Here is a 19,989-nt window from a genome sequence, read left to right on the forward strand (position 1 = left end):
CCCTCGGTTCGTGCGGGCTCCGATCCCGGTCCCACGAACGAAGAGAGTGGGCCCGGCGGGGCTCGAACCCGCGACCCGCGGATTAAAAGTCCGATGCTCTGCCAGCTGAGCTACAGGCCCGCAACTAATCTAGCGTGTTTTTCTTGGCGGCCGATGCACGTGCCCGGCGGCGATGAGACGTAGACTCGCCGGGTTCCGGTGGACGAAGCGGCGGGGCGAAGCGCGGGGAGCCGCGACGGTGCCGGAGACTCGCCGGGATCCCGAACAGAGAGGAGCCGCCGATGCCACGCGACCACCAGCGACCGGTGCTGCTGCCGACCGCGGACTTCGATTGGATCATCGGCTCGGACGAGCCGGGAGCCGCCCACCGCATCGCTCAGGAGACCTCCTGGGCGCTGCTCGACCGCGTGCGCAGCGTCGCGGATCCGGCGGTCGTCGAGCGGGTGGTCGGGCTCGCCGCGAACGACGGCATCGACGATATCGCCGAGCTGTGGGCGACGGCCGGTCCGCACTCCCTCGCCGGCATGCTGTGGCGCCTCTACCTCCTGCGTCGCGTCGCGGCGGTGGACGCCGAGGGCACCGCCGACATGTTCCGACGGGGCGCCGAAGCGGCGGTGACGATCGATCCGGTCGTCGCGGGCGCCGCGGAGCCGGTCACCCCCGATTCGATCGTGGCGCTGTGCGACACGATCCTGAGGGGCGTGTACGCGGGGGATCTCGCCTCGGCGCTCGACCGCGCCGCGAGCTACTGCCGGCTGATGGCGCTCGGCGCAGCCTCGCTCGCGGACAGCCGCGACGAGCACGACGACGCCCACGCCGCCGAGCTCACGACCCGCGCGCTGCGCTATTCGGCGTTCGCGAACGAGCTGCACGCCGGGGCGCGGCGCTGGCGGGAGGGCTCGCTGGACTGAACCCGGCCCCTGGCCTGAACCCCGCCCCAGGATTGAACCCGTCCCCAGGACTGAACCCGGCCGGTGGATTGAACCCGGCCCCTGGACTGAACCCCGCCCCAGGATTGAACCCGCCCCAGCTCGACAGCAGATGCTCAAAACTCGGCGTTTCAGGACATCTACTGTCGAGCGCAGAGCGCAGAGCGCAAAGCGCAGGTGGAGGGGCCTGCGTTACACTTGAACCGCCGGGCCGCAGTAACCCCGGGCTCCAATTTTCGCCGCTTCGAGCGGCCTTCCGCCGAGAGGCGTTCTGCGGTCCGGTTTTTTCATGCCCGAAGGCGGCACCGGTGCCCGCACCCGCTGCGGCGGCACCGCACCCGCTGCGCCGGCACCGCACCCGCCGCGTCTACCCGAAGCGACCCGACACGTAGTCCTCGGTCGCCTGCACGGAGGGCGTCGAGAAGATCTTCTTGGTGTCGTCGAACTCGATGAGCCTGCCCGGCTTGCCGGTTCCGGCGATGTTGAAGAACGCCGTGCGATCCGACACCCGCGACGCCTGCTGCATGTTGTGGGTCACGATGACGATCGTGTACTCCTTCTTCAGCTCGTCGATCAGATCCTCGATGGCGAGCGTCGAGATGGGATCGAGGGCCGAGCACGGCTCGTCCATGAGCAGCACCTCGGGGGAGACCGCGATCGCCCGGGCGATGCAGAGGCGCTGCTGCTGCCCGCCCGAGAGGCCCGAGCCCGGCTTGTCGAGGCGATCCTTGACCTCGTTCCACAGGTTCGCGCCCTGCAGGGAGCGCTCGACCAGGGCGTCGGCGTCCTCCTTGGAGATGGACCGGCTGTTGAGGCGCACCCCCGCCAGCACGTTCTCGCGGATCGACATGGTCGGGAACGGGTTCGGGCGCTGGAACACCATGCCGACCTGACGGCGCACCAGCACCGGATCCACGCCGGGCCCGTAGAGGTCCTCGCCGTCGAGCAGCACGGACCCCTCGACCCGGGCCCCCGGGATCACCTCGTGCATGCGGTTGAGCGTGCGCAGGAACGTCGACTTGCCGCAGCCGGAGGGGCCGATGAAGGCCGTCACGCTGCGGGGCTCGATGTTCATCGAGACGCCCTCGACCGCGAGGAACTTCGAGTAGTAGACGTTGAGGTCGGAGACCTCGATGCGCTTCGACATTGCGGTGGTTTCCTTCGGGGTTCGGGATCGGCCGGGGCCGGGATGACTCGGGAGCGGCGAACAGCTCGGGGGAGCGGGGCTAGCGTCCCGTCTTCGGCGCGAAGAACTTCGCGACCAGGCGGGCGATGAGATTCAGCAGCATGACGATCAGGATGAGCACGAGCGCAGCGGCCCAGGCCCGCTCGAGGAACGCGAAGGCCGGGTTGCCCTGGTTCGCGAACTGCGTGTAGACGTACACCGGGAGCGACTGCATGCGGTCGCTGAAGAGGTCGTAGTTCATGTTGGCGGTGAAGCCCGCCGTGATGAGCAGGGGCGCGGTCTCGCCGATGACCCGGGCGATGGCGAGCATGACGCCGGTGGTGATGCCGGCGATCGACGTGGGCAGCACGACCTTGAGGATCGTGCGCCACTTCGAGACGCCGAGCGCGTAGGAGGCCTCCCGCAGCTCGTTCGGCACGAGTCGCAGCATCTCCTCGCTCGACCGCACCACCACGGGGATCATGAGCACCGACAGCGCCACCGCGCCGATGATGCCCATGCGCACCCCCGGGCCGAGGAAGAGCGCGAACAGGGCGTAGGCGAAGAGGCCCGCGACGATCGAGGGGATGCCCGTCATCACGTCGACGAGGAAGGTGATGATCTTCGCGAGGCGGCCTCGGCCGTACTCGACGAGGTAGATCGAGGTCATGAGCCCCAGCGGCACCGAGATGATGGCCGCCGCGAGGGTGATGAGCAGGGTGCCCATCATCGCGTGCAGCGCTCCGCCGCCCTCGCCGGTGATGTTGCGCATCGACGAGTTGAAGAACTCGGCGTCGAAGCGGGCGACGCCGTTGCCGATCACGGTGATCGCGAGCGACACGAGCGGCACCATCGCGAGCAGGAACGCGCACGTGACGAGCCCCGTCACGAAGCGGTCGACCGCCTGGCGCCGGCCCTCCACCGCCGCGGAGAGGCCGGTCGAGACGGCGAGGTAGAGCAGGGCCCCGACGACGGCCGCGCCGACCAGCGAGAACCCCGATCCCTCGGCGGCGGCGAGCAGCCCGAAGAGCGCGAAGGAGGCGGCGAGGCTCGCTGCGAGCACGACCCAGGCGGTTCTGCGGGGCAGTCGGTTGCCGGCGAGCGTGGAGCCCTGGGCGACCGGGCGGACGGCGATGGTCACGGGCGTGCCCTTCTGTTCGATGCGGCGATCTGTGCGGGGTTCGGTGCGGGGATCGGAGGAGCGGCCCTCGTCGCGGGTGCGGAGATCGGTCATCTCAGTTCGCCCCCGAGAACTCGGCCCGGCGGCTCACGATCCACCTCGCGACGGCGTTGACGAGGAAGGTGACGATGAAGAGGATGAGGCCGGTCGCGATGAGCACGTTGACGTTCTCCCCGTACGCCTCGGGGAAGGTGAGCGCGATGTTGGCGGCGATCGTCGAGGGGTTCTCCGAGGTGAGCAGCCGCAGGCTGACGACGCCCGTGGCCGAGAGCACCATGGCGACGGCCATCGTCTCGCCGAGGGCCCGCCCGAGGCCGAGCATCGCGGCCGAGACGATCCCGGCCCTCCCGAAGGGGAGCACCGCGAGCCGGATCATCTCCCAGCGGGTCGCGCCGAGGGCGAGCGCGGCCTCCTCGTGCAGCACGGGGGCCTGCAGGAACACCTCGCGGCAGATGGCCGTCATGATGGGCAGGATCATCACGGCGAGCACGATCGCGGCGGTCAGGATCGTGCGCCCGGTGCCGGTGACGACGCCCCCGAAGAGCGGGATCCAGCCGAGGTGGTCGTTCAGCCAGACGTAGACGGGCTGCACCGCGGGGGCGAGCACTCCGATGCCCCACAGGCCGAAGACCACGCTGGGCACCGCGGCGAGCAGGTCGACGACGTAGCCGAGCACCTGGGCGAGCTGCCGGGGGGCGTAGTGCGAGATGAACAGGGCGATCCCGATGGCGAGCGGAAGCGCGATGAGGAGCGCCAGGATCGCCGCCCAGACCGTGCCGAAGACGAGGGGGCCCACGTACGACCAGAAGTCCGTGGTGAGCAGCGACGCCGTTTCCCCGGTGGCGAAGAACGCGGGCACGCTCTGCGCGATGAGGAAGATCGCGACGGCCGCGAGGGTCACGAGGATCATGCTGCCCGCGAAGAGGGCGGAGCGGGAGAACACGCGGTCGCCCAGGCTCAGGATCGGCTTGGGGGTCGTCGTGGCGGAGGCGGTCACGGCGTGCGGCTCCTTCTGGTCTTCTGGTCGTGTCCCCGGCGCGGGTCCGGCTGGTGATGCTTCCCGGGCCGCCGAGGGAGCGCCTCGGCGGCCCGGGGGAGCGCTACTGGATCGCGTCGATCGCGGTCTGCACGCGGGTGCGCAGATCCTCGGAGATCGGGGCGCTGCCGGCGGCCTCGGAGGCGGTGCTCTGCCCCTCCTCGCTCACGATGTAGCTGAAGTACTCCTTGACGAGCTCGGCGTTCGCCGCGTCCTCGTACTGCTCGCAGCCGACGAGGTAGCTCACCAGCACGATGGGGTAGACGCCCTCGGCACTCGTGGTGCGATCGATGGTCACGGCCAGGTCGTGGTCTCCGCGGCCCTCCTCGAGGGGCGAGGCGTCGACGATGGCGGCGGCCGCCTCGGGGGAGTACGCGACGTACTCCTCGCCGACCTTGATCTCGACGGTGGAGAGGTCGCCCGCGCGCGAGGCGTCGGCGTAGCCGATGGTGCCCACGCCGTTCGCGACCGCCTCGACGACGCCCGAGGTGCCCTGGGCCGCCTCGCCGCCGAACTCGGTCGGCCACTCCTCGATGGCGCCGACGGTCCAGTCCTCCGCGGCCGCCGCGGCGAGGTAGTCGGTGAAGTTCTCGGTGGTGCCCGACTTGTCGGAGCGGTGCACGGCGACGATGTTCTGATCCGGCAGCGAGGCGCCCTCGTTCTGACCGGCGATGGCGGGGTCGTTCCACTTGGTGATCTCGCCCGAGAAGATCTTCGCGACGGTCGAGGCGTCGAGCTTCAGCGAGTCGACGCCCTCGACGTTGAAGACGAGGGCGATCGGCGAGATGTAGGCGGGGAACTCGACGATCCCGCTGTCGGCCGCGCAGGCGTCGAACGGGCCGGCCTCGATCTCCTCGGCCTTGAACGCGCGGTCGGAGCCGGCGAACGCGCTCGCGCCCTGCTGGAAGGTCTCGCGGCCCGCGCCGGAGCCCGTGGGGTCGTAGTTCACGGTGACGTCGGCGTGGTTCGTCTGGAAGCCCGCGACCCACGCCTCCTGGGCCGAGCCCTGTGACGATGCGCCCGCGCCGATCAGCTCGCCGGAGAGCGACGAGTCCGCGCCGCCGTCGCCGCCGGCGCCCTGCTCGTTCGCCGCGCAGGAGGTGAGCGCGAGTACGGCGATGCCGCCGATCGCGGCGGTCTTGATCACTGGTGAGAACTTCACGTGAGGTTCCTATCCGTTCTGGTTGCGATGTGCGTCGCGCCCCGCCCTCGGCTCGTGCCGCTGGGAAGCGCTCCGGTCACCACGCTAAGCAGCCGATGTGACCAGTGTCAGGCGGCAGGGTGAACGCGAGGTGAACTGATGGGGGCGCCGTGTTCACCCGCGCTTCGCCATTCGGCGCACCCGAGGCTGGCGTCGCGAACGCGGAGGGCGAGCCGGTGGCCTAGCATGGGGGATTGTGAGAGCGATGAGGCTTGGTGCCGGGGGAATTGCAGGAATCGCGTGCGCGGTGGTCGTGGGGGCGCTCGTCGGGTGCGCGCCCGAGCCGGTGCCCGAACCCGAGCCCGCCGTCGAGGAGACCACCCCGCCCCCCACTCCGGAGCCGGATCCCGAACCGAGTCCCGGAGCCGGCCCCGCCTGCCCGACCGACCACTGCGTGAGCGTGGCGTTCGGCGGCGATCTGCTGTTCCACGAGGGGCTGTGGTCGCCGTTCGCGATCCCGACGAGCGAGGCCGGCAAGAACTTCGACTTCGCTCCCCTGTTCGAGGGCGCGAAGCCCTACCTCGACCGGAGCGATCTCGCGATCTGCCAGATGGAGACGCCGCTCGCGGCTCCCGGCGGTCCCTATCTCGGCTACCCGAACTTCAGCACTCCGCCCGAGGTCGCCGACGCTGCGAAGGCGATCGGCTTCGACGTCTGCACCACGGCTTCGAACCACAGCGTCGACATGGGGCACGAGGGCCTCGTGCGCACGCTCGACACGCTCGACGAGGTGGGCATCGCCCACACCGGCACCTACCGTGCGGAGGGCGAGCGCGACGTGCCGCTCATCGTCGAGGCGAACGGCGCGAAGGTCGCCATCATCACCTCCACGTTCTCGGTCAACGGCAACTACAACGAGTTCGACTGGCAGGTCGACTACCGGGACGAGGAGCCCCGCGTGGATCCGGAGCGGGCCATCGCCAAGGCGACGAAGGCCCGCGAGATGGGCGCCGATCTGGTGATCGGCGTGCAGCACATCGGCGAGGAGTACTGGAGCGAGCCGACCGGGGGCCAGATCGAGCTCGCGCACCAGCTGCACGACAGCGGGCAGTTCGACTTCGTCTACCAGCACCATGCGCACTCGATCCAGCCCTTCGAGCACTACGACGGCAGGTGGATCCTCTACGGCACGGGCAACTTCATCAGCGAGTCCGCCCCGCCCGCGCAGCGGGTGAACAACGAGTTCCTGCTCTCGCGCATCCAGTTCGCCGAGCAGCCCGACGGGTCGTGGACCACGAACGACCTCGCGTGGACGGCCGCGACGAACCAGCAGAACGGCGGCTACAAGTGGTGCTCCGTGGCGTCGGACGCCCCGCAGGGGGTCTGCCAGACGCCGGAGTTCGACGCCGACGTGCGCGAGCGAACCCGGGCCACCGTCGACTCGATGGGCGCGGCGCAGGCCGGGGCCAGGGAGTGGCTGATCACCCAGGAGTAGCGACGGCGGCCTCTCAGTGCTTGACGGGGTACACCTCGACGCCGAGGATGCCGGCTCCCGGCCGCCTGCGAGAGAAATGGAACACCGAGAAGCCGGCGGTGGGCAGCACGGTCGCCTCCTGCAGGTAGTCGCCCGGCACGCTGCCGGTGGCAAGCACGAGTTCCCGGCCGAGGTCGGGCAGCACGGGGCGGTGGCTGCACAGCACGGCGCTGCGCCCCTTGGTGACGAGCTTGCCGATGAAGCGGCGCAGCTCCGTGAGATCGCCGGCGTCCCAGTCGTCCTGGCTCAGGCACGCCTTCTCGCGCACCTTCTTCCCGAGGAAGGCCGACAGCGGCGCGACGGTGCCGAGGCAGCGCCGGGCGGTCGAGGAGTAGATGCGCCTCGGGCCGAAGGCGGCGAGCATCGGCACGATCGTCTCCGCCTGCTCCTCGCCGCCGCGGGTGAGCTCGCGGAGGTGATCGGCCGGCGGGCCGCTGCCGCGGGGCTCGGCCTTGGCGTGGCGCAGCAGCGTGAGGGAGAAGGTCTCCAGCAGCTCGTGCTCGGCGAGGTGCAGGAACACGTCGAAGAGCTCCCGGTCGGCCCGGTAGCTCAGCCGCTTCCTGACGTCGCCGAGGGGCACCCACTCGAGCGCCTGTATCTCGCCGTTGGGCGTGAAGGTCGAGGCGAGCGCCATCTCGGGCGTCACCTCCGCCGCCCAGTACTGCACGGTCTTCCGGCCGCCGCCGCCGAGCTCGTAGTGGATGGTGCCGAGGTGCAGCCCCAGCGCGACCGACAGCCCCGTCTCCTCCCGGGTCTCGCGGACGGCGGCCTGCGGCATGCTCTCGCCCGGATCCAGCTTCCCCTTCGGGAAGGAGACGTCGCGCTGCCGCGTGCGGTGGATGAGCAGCACCATCGTCTGCTCGCCGTGCTCGGTCGGCACCTTCCGCCAGCAGATCGTGCCGGCGGCGAAGATCTCCCTGCTCAACGCGAGCCTCTGGCCCGGGCCTCGGTGCGGTCGGCCATCACCAGATCCTGCAGCGACGGCAGCACCTCGCCCTCGTCGTTCACGACGCGCCGCTCCCAGCTGTCGTCGGGGAGCAGGCGCCACGACGACACGTCGTCGCTGAACGCGAAGGCGAAGAACCGGTCGATGCGGGCGAGGTGCTCGCGATCGACGAGGGTGACGAGCACCTCGATGCGACGGTCGAGGTTGCGGTGCATGAGATCCGCGCTGCCGATGAACACCTCCCGGTCGCCGTCGTTCTCGAACGCGTAGATGCGCGAGTGCTCGAGGTAGCGGCCGAGGACCGAGCGCACGCGGATGTTGTCCGACAGGCCGGGCACGCCGGCGCGGATCGAGCAGATGCCGCGCACCCAGACGTCGACGGGCACGCCGGCCTGGCTCGCGCGGTAGAGCGCGTCGATGATGGCCTCGTCGACCATCGAGTTGGCCTTGAGCTTGATGCCGCTGGGGCGCCCGGCCCGGGCGTTCTCGGCCTCCCGCTCGATGCGCTCGAGCAGGCCCGCGCGCAGCTGCAGCGGCGCCACGAGCAGACGGTCGTACTGGGTCTCGATCGCGTAGCCCGAGAGCACGTTGAAGAGCTTGGTGACGTCGCGGCCGACCTCGGGCGAGGAGGTGAACAGGCCGAAGTCCTCGTAGATGCGGCTCGTCTTCGGGTTGTAGTTGCCGGTGCCGATGTGGCAGTAGTGCTTGAGCTTGCCGCCCTCCTCGCGGATCACCTGGACCAGCTTGCAGTGGGTCTTCAGCCCCACGAGGCCGTAGACCACGTGCACCCCGGCCTGCTCGAGCTTGCGGGCCCAGGTGATGTTCGCCTCCTCGTCGAAGCGCGCCTTGATCTCCACGAGGGCGAGCACCTGCTTGCCGGCCTCGGCGGCCTTGATGAGCGCCGCCACGATCGGGCTGTCTCCCGAGGTGCGGTACAGGGTCTGCTTGATCGCGAGCACGTCGGGATCGGCGGCGGCCTGCTCGACGAAGGCCTGCACGCTCGTCGAGAACGACTCGTAGGGGTGGTGCACGAGCACCTCGCGCCGCGCGATCGTGCGGAACAGGTCGGGCTTGTCGCTCGGGGTGTTCGGGCGGAACTGGGGGTGGGTGACCGGGATGTGCGGCTTGAACTTCAGGTCGGGCCGCGCGATGCGGGTGAGCGCGAACAGGCCGCCCAGGTCGAGCGGGGCCGGCAGCGTGTACACCTGCTCTTCGTCGATGTCGAACTCGCGCACGAGCAGGTCGAGCGTCGTCTCGTCCATGTCGTCCGAGATCTCGAGCCGGATCGGCGGGCCGAAGCGGCGTCGGAGCAGCTCCTTCTCGAGGGCCTGGATGAGGTTCTCGGTCTCGTCCTCCTCGATCTCCACGTCCTCGTTGCGGGTGACGCGGAACACGTGGTGGTCGACGACCTCCATACCGGGGAAGAGCCCGTCCAGCTGGTTCGCGATCAGCTCCTCGAGTGCGATGAACCGCACGTCGTCGACCGACTCGCGGCGATCCACGCGCACGTAGCGCTGGATCATCTGCGGCACCTTGAGCCTCGCGAACTCGACCTTGTCGGTGCGCGGGTTGAACACGCGGATCGAGAGGTTGAGCGCCCGACCGGAGATGTAGGGGAAGGGGTGCGCCGGATCCACCGCGAGGGGCATCAGCACGGGGTAGATGTGCTGCTCGTAGTAGTCGGTGAGGATCTCCCGGTCCGCATCGTCGAGCTGCTCCCACTCGACGATGCGCACGCCCGCCTCGGCGAGGCCGGGCTGCACGTGCTCGGCGAAGCAGCGCGCGTGCCGCTGCTGCAGTTCGTAGGCGGTGCGGTTGATGTCGGCGAGCACGTCGGTGGGCGAACGGCCGATGTTGGTGGGCACGGCGAGCCCCGTCACGATGCGCCGCTTCAGACCGGCGACGCGCACCATGAAGAACTCGTCGAGGTTCGACGCGAAGATCGCCAGGAAGTTGGCGCGTTCGAGCAGCGGCACCGTCGGATCCTCGGCCAGCTCGAGCACACGCTGGTTGAAGGCGAGCCAGCTGAGCTCGCGATCGATGTAGCGGTCGGCCGGGAGCCCCCCGCCGTCGCCGAGCGGCAGCTGCAGCTCCGAGGTGGCCGCCACGGGGATGGCCGCGGTGTCGGGGCCGGGGACCTCGGGGGCCGACCGGGGAACGCGAGTGTCTTCGCTCATGACACCATTCTGGCACCGTCGGGAGGTTCGCGAGTCGTGCCCGGGAAAAGGGAATCGAACAGCGGGTGAATCACGCGCTTCCCGAAGCGCCCCGGCGCCACTGCCGGCTGCGCGACTCGACGGCGAACCCGGCCGCCTCGTACAGGTGCACGGCCGGCTCGTTGTCCCCGTCCACGTAGAGCGTCACCCGGTCGGGGGCGTGCTGCGCCATGCGGGCCAGCGTGACGTCCAGCAGCAGGCGCCCGAGGCCGCGGCCCGCGTACTCCGGGCGGACGCCCACGGCGTAGAGCTCGCACTCCACGCGGTCCCCGCGCACGGTCTTGATCCAGGTCGAGCCCGCGAGCCGGTCGTCGCCCGCCGCGGCGGTTCCCGAGGTATCCGCGAGCAGGATCAGGTCCGAGGGGTCGAACCAGGGCTCGCGGCGCATGAGCGCGAAGTCCTCCAGGGTGATCCGCCCCTGCTCGGGATGCGCGGCGAAGGAGGCGGCGTTGACGCGCACCCAGGCCTCGGCGTCCGCCTCGCGGCTCGGGTCGAAGGCGCGCAGCTCCATGCCGTGCGGGGTCGGGAGGGCGAGCGGATCCCGGCCGGACGAGAGGCGGGCGGGATCGAGCGCCATGCGCAGGAGCTCGCGCACGGGCGAGAATCCGGCCGAGGCGAGGAGCGCGTCGGCCGCGGGGTTCTCCCCGTGCGACCACGCTCGCAGCTCGCCGTCCGAGCCGCGCAGGAGCTCCGTCAGCGCAGCGGTTCCGACGCCCCGGCCCCGGGCCGCGGGGTGGACCACGAGGTCGACCTCGCCTCCGCCGAGGATGCCGACCGCCGCCGGCGACGGAAGGTCCTCCTCAGGGTCGACGGCGAACGCGAGCAGCGCGCGCTCGCCGCGCTCCGCCGCGATGACGGCCTGGTCCGAGACCGGCGGGGTGCCGTCGACCCGTTCGGCCTCGGCGATCAGGGCCCGAGCCCCGGTGAGCGCTCCCGCGTCGGCCGGCTCCCCGCTCTCCGTGCCCGATGGCGCCCCGCTCGCGTGTGTGATCCGGATCCCGGTCATCACCCCTCCTCGCCGCTCTCGTCGCGCGAGCGCGCGAAGCCGTAGCCCACGCCTCGCACCGTGCTGATCAGTGCCTCGTACTCGCCCAGCTTGGCGCGCAGCCGCCTCACGTGCACGTCCACCGTGCGCGTGCCGCCGAAGTAGTCGGTGCCCCACACCTCGCTCAGCAACTGCTCGCGCGTGAACACCCGCCCGGGGTTGCCGGCGAGGAAGTGCAGCAGCTCGAACTCCTTGTAGGTGAGGTCGAGCGTGCGCTCGTGCACCTTGGCGGTGAAGTTCGCCTCGTCGATCACCACGCCGGCGGCCCGCACGGCCGTGGGGCCGGATCGCTCGGGCGGCGGGCCGTCGAGCAGTCGCAGCCTGAGATCGACCTCCGCGGGGCTCGCCGTGGGCAGCACCAGATCCGCGATGCCCCAGTCGACGGTCACGGCGGCCAGCATCGTCTCGGGAACGACGGCGAGGCGAGGGGTCTCGAAGCCCTCGCGCAGCTCCAGGCAGGCGTTCCGGGCCCGGCGCGGATCGAGCGTCGCGTCGATGAGTATCGCGTCGAAGCGGGACGCCATGGTGTCGGTGAGCCGGACGGACAGCGGAGAGGTGCGGATCTCGTGGGGCAGCAGATCGAGGCCGGGGAGCGCGTCGGCCGGATCCTGATCGGTGAGGCAGAGCAGCAGCACGGTTCTGAATCCCTCCCGCCGCGCTGGCGCGCGGGCCGTTTCCATATTAGGGCGTCCGCGGAACGCTGCCGGTTCGGCGGACGCCGCGCGTGCGACAATGGGGCCGTGAGCGAAACCGTCGAACCCGACCCCCGTGGCATCTCGGATGCGCACTACTGGCATCTGCCGAGGCTGATCATCGCGTGGGCGCTCGCCGCGGTCATCGGCGTGCTCGTGACCGTGCTGGTGCCCCCGGAGGGCCGCTTCCCGTGGCTGGCGCTCGCCGTCGGGGTGGCGACGCTCGTCACCTTCGCCCTGCAGCTCGGCACCGCCCAGCGCGAGGGCTTCATCACCCGCACCTCGTTCAGCGTCGCCGGCTCGGTCGTGGTGATCGCCGTGATCGACGTCGTGAGCCTGTTGATAGGATAGGCGCATGCTCGCACTCGAACTCTTCTTCCTCGGCCTGCTCGGCCTGGCGACGCTGGCGATCGCCTGGGTGTCGGGCACTGTGATCTACAAGCTCTTCAAGGGCCAGCGCTAGGGCCGCCCGCGAAACGCGACACCGTATGACGCCGTCGTTCCTCGCGCTGCCCGGAGCGGTCGAGTCGGGATCCCTCGGGGTCGCGGCCCACTACGGCTCCCCGCTCGTCGAGCAGCGCGCGCTCGAGTCGGGCGACGCGGTGGTGGATCTGAGCCACCGCGGAGTCGTCACGGTCTCGGGCGAGGATCGGCTGACCTGGCTGAACTCGATGACCAGCCAGCAGCTCACCGGGCTGCGGCCGGGCGAGGGCGCCGAGACGCTGCTGCTCGACGCGAACGGCAGGATCGAGCAGGCGATCCGGCTGGTCGACGACGGGACGCGCGCGTGGCTCCTGGTCGACGAGGGGTCGGCCGAGCCGCTCTTCGCCTTCCTGCACCGGATGCGCTTCGCGCTGCGCGTGGAGGTCGAGGACGCGAGCGCCGAGTACGCGACGGTGCTCGCGTTCGCCGGCGGCTCCGCGCTGCCGGCGCTGCAAGGGCTCGGCCTGGCCGTCGCCGAGTGGCGGGATCCCTGGGCCGATGTCGTCCCGGGCGGCGTCCAGTACGCCAGGGGGGAGCACCCCGCCGCGGGCTGGTCGGCGCACCAGCTGGTCTTCCCGCGGGCCGCGCTGCCCGCGATCGCCGACCTCGCCGCCTCGGACGGCGCCCCGTTCGCCGCCGGTCTCACCGCGCTCGACGCCCTGGAGGTGCGCGCCTGGCGGCCGAGCCGGCACGGGGATGTCGACGAGCGGTCGATCCCGCACGAGTTCGACTGGCTGCGCACCGCGGTGCACCTCACGAAGGGCTGCTACCGGGGCCAGGAGACCGTCGCGAAGGTGCACAACCTGGGGCACCCGCCCCGCCGTCTCGTCATGCTCCACCTCGACGGCTCGGGGGGAGAGCTGCCCGTGCCCGGCGCGCTGCTCTACCGGGCGGGGCAGGCCGCGGATCCGGATGCGAGACCGGTCGGAAGGATCGCTCGCGTCGCGCTGCACCACGAGTGGGGCGGGATCGCCCTCGCGCTCGTGAAGCGGGCCGTTCCGGAGGACGCCGCGCTCGAGGCTCGCGCCGGTGAAGCCGGGGCCGACGCGTCCTCCACCGCGGGCGAGATCGTCGCCTGCGCGCAGGAGGTCGTCGTGCCCTCGGACGCGGGCTCGGCGCGTGACATCCCCCGCCTCAAGCGCCTGTAGCGTCTCCGGCGCCAGCGCCGAGATCCCCTGCCTTGGCGGCCGGCCGAGGCTCCATCCGCCGCGCGGTACGAATAGACTGACCTCATGACGAAGACGCTGATCCTGCTGCGCCACGGCCAGAGCGAGTGGAACGAGAAGAACCTCTTCACCGGATGGGTGGACGTCCGCTTGACCGAGAAGGGGCGCGGCGAGGCGGCGCGCGCCGGCGAACTGCTGGCGGAGTCGGGCCTGCTGCCCGACGTGCTGCACACCTCGGTGCTGAGCCGTGCGATCCAGACGGCGAACGTCGCGCTGGAGGCGGCCGACCGCATGTGGATCCCGGTGCGCCGCTCATGGCGTCTCAACGAGCGCCACTACGGTGCGCTGCAGGGCCTGGACAAGGCGGAGACGCTGGCGGAGTACGGCGAGGAGCAGTTCATGCTGTGGCGCCGCTCGTTCGACACGCCGCCGCCGGAGCTGGACGACTCGAGCGAGTGGTCGCAGGCGGACGACCCGCGCTACGCCGACATCGACGGGGAGCGCCCCCGCACCGAGTGCCTGAAGGACGTCATCGAGCGGATGATCCCGTACTGGGAGAGCGACATCCGCCCCGATCTCGACGCGGGCAGGATCGTGCTGGTGACGGCTCACGGCAATTCCCTGCGAGCGCTCGTGAAGCACCTCGAGGGGATCTCCGACGAGGACATCGCGGGCCTGAACATCCCGACGGGCATGCCGCTCGTCTACGAGATCGGCGACAACGGCATGCCGCTCGGGCCGGGCCGGTACCTCGATCCCGAGGCCGCGGCCGCGGGCGCGGCCGCGGTGGCGGCTCAGGGGCGCTGAACCGGTCGACGAGGGGACGCTGAGCGCGGGCTGCCCGCCCGCGCTTCGGCCCGCGCAGTGCGGGCCGCCGTGCGGTAAGGGGGTGCGACGGTGTCGGTGACGCTGCTCGCGGTCTCCTGCGCGGTGGTGCTGCTCGCGGGGGCGGTGCAGCGGATCACGGGGCTGGGGTTCGCGCTGACCGCGACCCCCGCCCTGGTGCTCGGCTTCGGCCCGACGGAGGGCGTGCGCCTCGTGATGGTGCTCGGCATCGTGGCCTGCGCGCTCATGGGCGCGACGATGGTCTCGCTCATCGACTGGGCGCGATCCTGGAGCCTGATCTGGCCCGCGATGCTCACCGCCCCGCTCGCGGCGTACGCCGCCTACGTCTCGCCGCCGGCCGTGCTGATGATCCTGGTCGGGCTCGCGGCGGTGTTCGCGCTGGTGACGGCCGGGGCGCGGGGCCTCTCGAGGATGCTGCGCGGGCGGGCCGGCGGCCTCGTCGCCGGCGGGTTCGCCGGGTTCCTCAACGTCACGAGCGGTCTCTCGGGCCCGCCGCTCGTGGCCTACGCCGAGAGCATCCGGTGGCACCCGCAGCGCTTCGTCGCATCGCTGCAGCTGGTCTTCGTCGCCTACAACCTGATCGTGCTGGGGCGAGGCCTGCTCGGTCTGTTCGGCATCGGCTGAGCCGCCGCGCCGAGTCGGGCGATGCCGCTCCGAGTCGGACGATGCAGCTCGGGATCAGGGGCGCTCGATGAGCGCGGTCGCGATGGCGGCGATCCCCTCGCCGCGCCCCGTGAAGCCCAACCCGTCGCTCGTGGTGGCCGCGAGGCTGACGGGTGCGCCGACGAGTTCGCTCATGACCGCCTGGGCCTCGGCCCTGCGGGGGGAGAACTTCGGACGTTCGCCCACGATCTGCACCGAGACGTTGACGGGCGCCCAGCCGTCGGCGGCGAGCTTCCGGAGCGCGGCGCGCACGAAGCCGGTGCTGGGCGCCCCCGCCGTGTCCTCGCGGTCGACGCCCACGAGGCCGCCGATGTCTCCGAGGCCGGCGGCGGCGAGCAGGGCGTCGACCACCGCGTGGCACACGGCGTCCCCGTCGCTGTGCCCGGCCAGCCCGGGTTCGCCCGGCCAGTCGAGGCCGGCGAGCCGCAGGGGAGCGGCCGGGTCGTAGGCGTGGACGTCGAAGCCGGTACCGACCCGGATCACCGCTGGCCCCCGCCCGAGGCGCGGTGCGACGGGCCGGAGCCGTGTCGCCCGCGCCGGCCGGCTCTCCGCCCCGGCGCCGGCTCCCGCTCGGGGGAGCCGCGACGGGCATCGCCCCGCCGGTCCTCGTCGCGGGCCGCCTCGGCGGCGAGCAGCGCCTCGAGCAGCAGCAGGTCGTGCGGGGCGGTGAGCTTGTGCGCGCGCATCTCGCCGGAAACCGTCCGCACGGTGCCGCCGGCGCGCTGCACGACCTCTCCGTCATCGGTGGGCGGCGCCTGCGCCCCCGGCTCGTCCTCCTGCAGCTGGGCCGTCTCGTGCGCCGCGACGAGCGTCTCCCGGGGGAACCCCTGCGGCGTCTGGACCGCCACGAGCGAGCTGCGGTCCACGGTCTCGTGGACGACGCCCGCGTCGTCGACCTGCTTCAGCGTGTCCGAGACGGGGAGCGCCGGGATCACGGAATCGCCCGTGCGGTGCACCTCCGCGATGACGCGCTCGAAGAGCTCGGCGGGCGCGAGAGGTCGGGCGGCGTCGTGGACGAGCACCGTGTCGACGGAGTCGTGCAGGGCGCCCAGCCCGAACCGCACCGACTCGTGCCGCTCCCGCCCGCCAGAGACCACCGAGACCCGCCACCGGGTCTGCCCGGCACCGAGGCCGTGCGAGACGGCCAGCGCCTCCGCGGCGCGGGCCCGGGGCACCACGACCACGAGCTGACCGGGGTGCTCGAGCGCGAGGATGGTGCGGATCCCGTGCTCGAGCAGACTTCGGCCGTCGAGCTCCACGAAGGCCTTCGGCACACCGGCCCCGAGGCGTTCGCCGTTGCCGGCTGCGACGAGCACGACTCCCAGCGAGGGGAGGGGGTGCGGGGTCTGGATCTGCTCCTGGTCGGCGTCCGAGGTCCGTGTTCCGCTCATGGCATCAGCGTACCCGCCCGGGCTCCGAGGAGCAGGGACGGCGGGCTCCGAGAAGGGAGGGGACGCCGGGAGCGGGAACGGAGCAGGGCCCGCTCGCGGCGTGGCGAGCGGGCCCTTTCTCAGAGCACCGGGGGAGAGCCCCGATCAGGAGGCGAGCACCTGATCCAGCATCTCCGATGCCTTGTCCTCGTCGGTCTTCTCGGCGAGCGCGAGCTCGGAGACGAGGATCTGGCGGGCCTTCGCGAGCATCCGCTTCTCGCCCGCGGAGAGCGACCGCACCTCCTGGTCGCGGCGCCACAGGTCGCGCACGACCTCGGAGACCTTGATGACGTCGCCCGAGGCGAGCTTCTCGAGGTTCGCCTTGTACCGGCGCGACCAGTTGGTGGGCTCCTCGGTGAAGGGAGCGCGCAGCACCTCGAAGACCTGCTCGAGGCCCTCCTTGTCGATGACGTCGCGCACGCCCACGAGATCGCAGTTCTCGGCGGGCACCTCGATGGTCAGGTCGCCCTGGTTCACCTGCAGCTTGAGGAAGAGTTTCTCCTCCCCTCCCAGCTTGCGCGTCTTGGTCTCAATGATCTTGGCAGCGCCGTGGTGGGGGTAGACGACGGTCTCTCCGACCTCAAATTGCATCGAGTGGCTCCTTTTCAGTCCAACCTATAGAATACCACACTTCTGTCGTCTGCTTAGGCGAGCCTAAGCTGCGCCGACTCCCGCGCGAGCGATAGGATGATGTCAAACTGTCAGCGCGCTATGCGATGAACGTCTCTACCACGCTCGGAGGACCACCTTGAAGATTCGGATCGCCTCGTCCATCGCTCTCGCGGCGGCCCTCGCTCTCGGCGCTTCGGGGTGCAGCCTGATCGCTCCCATCGCGACCCTGGACCCGTACGCGCCGAGCGACGGGCGCGACATCGACGTGGACGGTCTCGAGGTGCGCAACATCCTGCTCATCGCGGATGAGACGGGCGAGAACTTCAACGTGGTGTTCACCGGGCTGAACGCGGGCGAGAGCGCGGAGGATCTGATGATCAGCTTCGTCGGCGAGGGCTCGCAGCAGGCCGCCGCCGAGTTCAGGGTGGAACCGGGTCTCAGCCAGTTCGGCGACCCCGACGACGGCGACAACCCGCCGGTGCTGGTGTCGATCCCGAACCTGAAGCCCGGGGCCACGGTCACCGCCTACCTCAGCACCCCCGGTTCGGCCGAGGTCGAGTACGAGATCCCCGTGCTCGACGGCGAGCTGGCCGAGTACGAGCGCTTCGTGCTTCCCGAGTACGTCGAGGCGGATCAGGGCGAGGACGCCGACGGCGAGGGATCCACCGAGGCGGGCGGCGACGCCGAGCAGGGCGCCGACTCCGAGAGCGCGGGCTCCGAGAGCGCGGAGTAGCCGACGGCGAGCGCGGAGGAGACGACGACGGCGCTCGCCGAGAGCGCGAGAGGGGCGGCCCCGGCCGCCCCTCCGTCGTCTCCGGGGTCGGGAGCGGCCCGAGTCCGCGCTCGCGCCGCGTCCGCGCTCGCGCTCGCGGGCGGCGCCTACCCGAAGCGGTAGCCGACGCCTCGGACGGTCGTCACGAGCTTCGGGTCGGAGGGCTGCTCCTCGATGCGCGAGCGGATCCGCTTGACGTGCACGTCGAGGGTCTTGGTGTCCCCGTAGTAGTTGCTGCCCCACACGCGGTCGATGAGCTGGCCCCGGGTGAGCACGCGGCCGGAGTGCCGCATCAGCAGTTCGAGCAGCTCGAACTCCCGCAGGGGCATCGCGACCTCCTCGCCGCGCACGGTGACGGCGTGCCGCTCGGAGTCGAGCCGGATCCCCTTCTCCTCGAGCACCCCCTCCTCGGGCTCGGGTTCCAGCTCGTCGCCCGTGCCCGATCTGCGCAGCGCCGCGCGCACCCGGGCGAGCAGCTCGCGGGTCGAGTAGGGCTTGGTGATGTAGTCGTCGGCGCCGAGCTCGAGCCCGACGACGATGTCGATCTCGCTGTCCTTCGCGGTCAGCATGATGACGGGCACCTGGGAGCGGGCTCGGATCGAGCGGCACACCTCGGTGCCCGGGAGGCTCGGCAGCATGAGGTCGAGCAGCACGAGGTCGAAGGCCTCCTCGGGGAAGACGCGGATCGCCTCCGCGCCGTCGTCGACCACCCGCACGCGGTAGCCCTCGCGTTCGAGGAGGAAGGAGAGTGGCTGGGAGATCGACTCCTCGTCCTCGACGAGCAGGATGCGCTGGCTCACTGCTGGGGTCCTTTCTCGATCGGCTTCTTCTTCGGCTTCTTCTTTTTCTTCTTCTTCGCGGCACCCGCCGGCGCCTCCTCGGCGAGGGGGAATGTGAGCGAGAAGCTGGATCCGACGCCGGGCTGCGACCATACGTCGATGTCGCCGCCGTGCGCCCGCATCGTGTGGCGCGCGATGCTCAGGCCGAGGCCGGTGCCGCCGCCGTCGCGGCTGCGCGAGTCGTCCACCCGGTAGAAGCGCTCGAAGATGCGGGGCAGGTGCTCGGGGGCGATGCCCTCTCCCTGGTCGGTGATCGTCACGACGACGCTGCGCTGCTCGAACTCCAGGCCGACGCCCACCCGGCCGCCGGGCGGCGAGTGGGTGATGGCGTTGCTGAGCAGGTTGGCGACGGCGACCCCCAGCGCAGCCGGCCGGCCGAGCACGTACGAGGAGCGCTCGGCGTCCTGCGCGTCGGTGACGACCATCTCGACGCCGTGCTGGGCGGCGAATGTGCGGTGGGCCTCCACCTCGGTGCGGACGAGGTCGCGCACCGACACCGGCTCCCGGTCCTCGGGGCGCAGGGTGGACTGCGCCTCGGACAACTGGATGATGTCGCGCGAGAGCTCGCTGAGGCGCTTCGACTCCTTCATCAGGCTCTTCGCGAAGGTGCGGACCGTGCCGGGCTCCGCGGCGGCCTCGTGGACGGCCTCCGAGAGCAGGCCGATCGCGGCGATCGGCGTCTTCAGCTCGTGACTGACGTTCGCGATGAAGTCGCGACGCATCGCGTTCACCCGCTGTTCCTCGCCGAGGTCGTCGGCGAGCACCACGAGGAAGCGGCGCTGCAGCCGCACGAGGTGCACGCGGACGGTGTGCCTCGGGTCCGAGGGGTCCGGCTCCCGGGTGTCGGGCACACCGCTCGACATCACGCCCCTGGCCCGCCTCAGGAACTCGGGATCGCGCAGCTCCTCGCCGCTGATCCGCTGATCGTCGCGGGCGGCCCGGTTCACGTACACGGGCGTGAGCGAAGCGTCGAGGATCACCGCGAAGGTGTCGATCTCGTTGAGGATCTCGACGGCGATCTCCGGCAGCTCGGGGCGGAGCTCGGCCGCGCGCCGGCGACCGGCCCGGCGGGCCACGAGGATCGCCGCGGTGATCGCTGCGCCGATCACGACGCCGAGCCCCACGGAGGCGAGCACGAGCACAGACGGGGTCATGCTCTTCATCGTATGGGTCGCCGTCTGCCGGCGACGCGGAGTTCAACTGCTGTTCACCTCCGGGCTCGGCGCTGTTCACCGCCGCGGGGGAGACTCGTTCGAGGAAGCGCGCTCGCCCGGCCGGAGGCGCCCCCGTCGAC

At 71.2% G+C, this 19,989-nt stretch carries 18 protein-coding genes, 1 tRNA gene and 1 pseudogene; 7 read left to right on the forward strand and 13 right to left on the reverse strand.

Annotation, left to right across the window (positions count from 1 at the left end; translation table 11 throughout):
- Positions 1-47 precede the first annotated feature (47 nt).
- Positions 48-120, reverse strand: a tRNA-Lys gene (locus tag JD276_RS12975).
- 161 nt (positions 121-281) lie between these two features.
- Between JD276_RS12975 and JD276_RS12980 the strand changes: the two genes are divergently transcribed.
- A complete protein-coding gene (locus JD276_RS12980) occupies positions 282-911 on the forward strand; it encodes a hypothetical protein (RefSeq protein WP_200116077.1) in 630 nt (209 codons plus the stop codon).
- Positions 912-1,296: 385 nt separating this feature from the next.
- On the opposite strand, the gene pstB is transcribed toward JD276_RS12980, so the two are convergent.
- The 4 genes from pstB to JD276_RS13000 all read right to left on the reverse strand — a co-directional run bounded on the left by pstB (position 1,297) and on the right by JD276_RS13000 (position 5,472).
- Complete coding sequence (gene pstB / locus JD276_RS12985) at positions 1,297-2,076, reverse strand: phosphate ABC transporter ATP-binding protein PstB (RefSeq protein WP_200116078.1); 780 nt, start codon at positions 2,074-2,076, stop codon at positions 1,297-1,299.
- A 79-nt stretch (positions 2,077-2,155) separates the two neighbouring features.
- Complete coding sequence (gene pstA / locus JD276_RS12990; RefSeq protein ID WP_233615690.1) at positions 2,156-3,328, reverse strand: phosphate ABC transporter permease PstA; 1,173 nt, start codon at positions 3,326-3,328, stop codon at positions 2,156-2,158.
- A gap of 1 nt (position 3,329) precedes the next feature.
- Positions 3,330-4,271: a phosphate ABC transporter permease subunit PstC gene (gene pstC / locus JD276_RS12995; protein ID WP_200116079.1), complete on the reverse strand. Its 942-nt coding sequence runs from the start codon at positions 4,269-4,271 to the stop codon at positions 3,330-3,332.
- Positions 4,272-4,374: 103 nt separating this feature from the next.
- Positions 4,375-5,472 (reverse strand): phosphate ABC transporter substrate-binding protein PstS, encoded by a 1,098-nt coding sequence (locus JD276_RS13000; RefSeq protein ID WP_200116080.1) that lies wholly within the window; start codon positions 5,470-5,472, stop codon positions 4,375-4,377.
- 286 nt (positions 5,473-5,758) lie between these two features.
- Between JD276_RS13000 and JD276_RS13005 the strand changes: the two genes are divergently transcribed.
- The gene (locus tag JD276_RS13005; RefSeq protein WP_307866571.1) at positions 5,759-6,946 is read left to right on the forward strand and encodes a CapA family protein; all 1,188 of its coding nucleotides are present in this window, start codon (positions 5,759-5,761) and stop codon (positions 6,944-6,946) included.
- Positions 6,947-6,959: 13 nt separating this feature from the next.
- Here the strand turns inward: JD276_RS13005 and JD276_RS13010 are convergent, their stop codons facing one another.
- The 4 genes from JD276_RS13010 to JD276_RS13025 all read right to left on the reverse strand — a co-directional run bounded on the left by JD276_RS13010 (position 6,960) and on the right by JD276_RS13025 (position 11,827).
- Positions 6,960-7,910, reverse strand: coding sequence for an NUDIX hydrolase (locus JD276_RS13010; protein ID WP_200116082.1), 951 nt, complete (start codon positions 7,908-7,910; stop codon positions 6,960-6,962).
- Positions 7,907-10,108, reverse strand: a complete 2,202-nt coding sequence (locus JD276_RS13015; RefSeq protein ID WP_233615691.1) for an RNA degradosome polyphosphate kinase — start codon at positions 10,106-10,108, stop codon at positions 7,907-7,909. Before JD276_RS13015 ends, JD276_RS13010 begins: the two co-directional genes overlap by 4 nt.
- Before the next feature lie 70 nt (positions 10,109-10,178).
- Positions 10,179-11,153: a mycothiol synthase gene (gene mshD / locus JD276_RS13020; RefSeq protein ID WP_200116083.1), complete on the reverse strand. Its 975-nt coding sequence runs from the start codon at positions 11,151-11,153 to the stop codon at positions 10,179-10,181.
- On the reverse strand, positions 11,153-11,827 hold the full coding sequence (locus JD276_RS13025; RefSeq protein ID WP_307866572.1) for a response regulator transcription factor: 675 nt from the start codon (positions 11,825-11,827) through the stop codon (positions 11,153-11,155). The genes mshD and JD276_RS13025 overlap by 1 nt, the downstream gene beginning before the upstream one ends.
- 105 nt (positions 11,828-11,932) lie before the next feature.
- Here JD276_RS13025 and JD276_RS13030 point away from each other — a divergent pair, with 105 nt between their 5' ends.
- From JD276_RS13030 to JD276_RS13045, 4 genes are all read left to right on the forward strand, one after another.
- Entirely contained in the window at positions 11,933-12,235 is a 303-nt protein-coding gene (locus JD276_RS13030) for a hypothetical protein (RefSeq protein ID WP_307866573.1), read from the forward strand.
- 137 nt (positions 12,236-12,372) lie between these two features.
- Positions 12,373-13,515: a CAF17-like 4Fe-4S cluster assembly/insertion protein YgfZ gene (gene ygfZ / locus JD276_RS13035; RefSeq protein WP_200116085.1), complete on the forward strand. Its 1,143-nt coding sequence runs from the start codon at positions 12,373-12,375 to the stop codon at positions 13,513-13,515.
- An 84-nt stretch (positions 13,516-13,599) separates the two neighbouring features.
- Complete coding sequence (locus JD276_RS13040) at positions 13,600-14,340, forward strand: phosphoglyceromutase (protein ID WP_200116086.1); 741 nt, start codon at positions 13,600-13,602, stop codon at positions 14,338-14,340.
- Positions 14,341-14,430: 90 nt separating this feature from the next.
- Positions 14,431-15,003, forward strand: a complete 573-nt coding sequence (locus tag JD276_RS13045) for a TSUP family transporter (RefSeq protein ID WP_200116087.1) — start codon at positions 14,431-14,433, stop codon at positions 15,001-15,003.
- A 54-nt stretch (positions 15,004-15,057) separates the two neighbouring features.
- On the opposite strand, the pseudogene ispD reads toward JD276_RS13045, so the two are convergent.
- Positions 15,058-16,433, reverse strand: a pseudogene (gene ispD, locus JD276_RS13055) (2-C-methyl-D-erythritol 4-phosphate cytidylyltransferase).
- A 144-nt stretch (positions 16,434-16,577) separates the two neighbouring features.
- Complete coding sequence (locus tag JD276_RS13060) at positions 16,578-17,063, reverse strand: CarD family transcriptional regulator (RefSeq protein WP_200116090.1); 486 nt, start codon at positions 17,061-17,063, stop codon at positions 16,578-16,580.
- A gap of 157 nt (positions 17,064-17,220) precedes the next feature.
- On the opposite strand from JD276_RS13060, the gene JD276_RS13065 reads away from it, so the two are divergent.
- The gene (locus tag JD276_RS13065; RefSeq protein WP_200116091.1) at positions 17,221-17,817 is read left to right on the forward strand and encodes a DNA modification methylase; all 597 of its coding nucleotides are present in this window, start codon (positions 17,221-17,223) and stop codon (positions 17,815-17,817) included.
- 146 nt (positions 17,818-17,963) lie between these two features.
- On the opposite strand, the gene JD276_RS13070 is transcribed toward JD276_RS13065, so the two are convergent.
- Both JD276_RS13070 and JD276_RS13075 read right to left on the reverse strand, forming a co-directional pair.
- Complete coding sequence (locus JD276_RS13070) at positions 17,964-18,656, reverse strand: response regulator (RefSeq protein WP_200116115.1); 693 nt, start codon at positions 18,654-18,656, stop codon at positions 17,964-17,966.
- Positions 18,653-19,849, reverse strand: a complete 1,197-nt coding sequence (locus JD276_RS13075; protein WP_200116092.1) for a sensor histidine kinase — start codon at positions 19,847-19,849, stop codon at positions 18,653-18,655. The genes JD276_RS13070 and JD276_RS13075 overlap by 4 nt, the downstream gene beginning before the upstream one ends.
- Between the last annotated feature and the right edge of the window lie 140 nt (positions 19,850-19,989).

The sequence above is a fragment of the Leucobacter chromiisoli genome (assembly GCF_016522505.1).
GTDB lineage: Bacteria > Actinomycetota > Actinomycetes > Actinomycetales > Microbacteriaceae > Leucobacter > Leucobacter chromiisoli.

Excerpts from the sequence above, each read along its gene's own strand:
- JD276_RS12980 (WP_200116077.1), top strand. The coding sequence starts at position 282 with ATGCCACGCGACCACCAGCGACCGGTGCTGCTGCCGACCGCGGACTTC.
- pstB (WP_200116078.1), bottom strand. The coding sequence starts at position 2,076 with ATGTCGAAGCGCATCGAGGTCTCCGACCTCAACGTCTACTACTCGAAG.
- pstA (WP_233615690.1), bottom strand. The coding sequence starts at position 3,328 with ATGACCGATCTCCGCACCCGCGACGAGGGCCGCTCCTCCGATCCCCGC.
- JD276_RS13015 (WP_233615691.1), bottom strand. The coding sequence starts at position 10,108 with ATGAGCGAAGACACTCGCGTTCCCCGGTCGGCCCCCGAGGTCCCCGGC.
- mshD (WP_200116083.1), bottom strand. The coding sequence starts at position 11,153 with ATGACCGGGATCCGGATCACACACGCGAGCGGGGCGCCATCGGGCACG.
- ygfZ (WP_200116085.1), top strand. The coding sequence starts at position 12,373 with ATGACGCCGTCGTTCCTCGCGCTGCCCGGAGCGGTCGAGTCGGGATCC.
- JD276_RS13040 (WP_200116086.1), top strand. The coding sequence starts at position 13,600 with ATGACGAAGACGCTGATCCTGCTGCGCCACGGCCAGAGCGAGTGGAAC.
- JD276_RS13060 (WP_200116090.1), bottom strand. The coding sequence starts at position 17,063 with ATGCAATTTGAGGTCGGAGAGACCGTCGTCTACCCCCACCACGGCGCT.
- JD276_RS13075 (WP_200116092.1), bottom strand. The coding sequence starts at position 19,849 with ATGACCCCGTCTGTGCTCGTGCTCGCCTCCGTGGGGCTCGGCGTCGTG.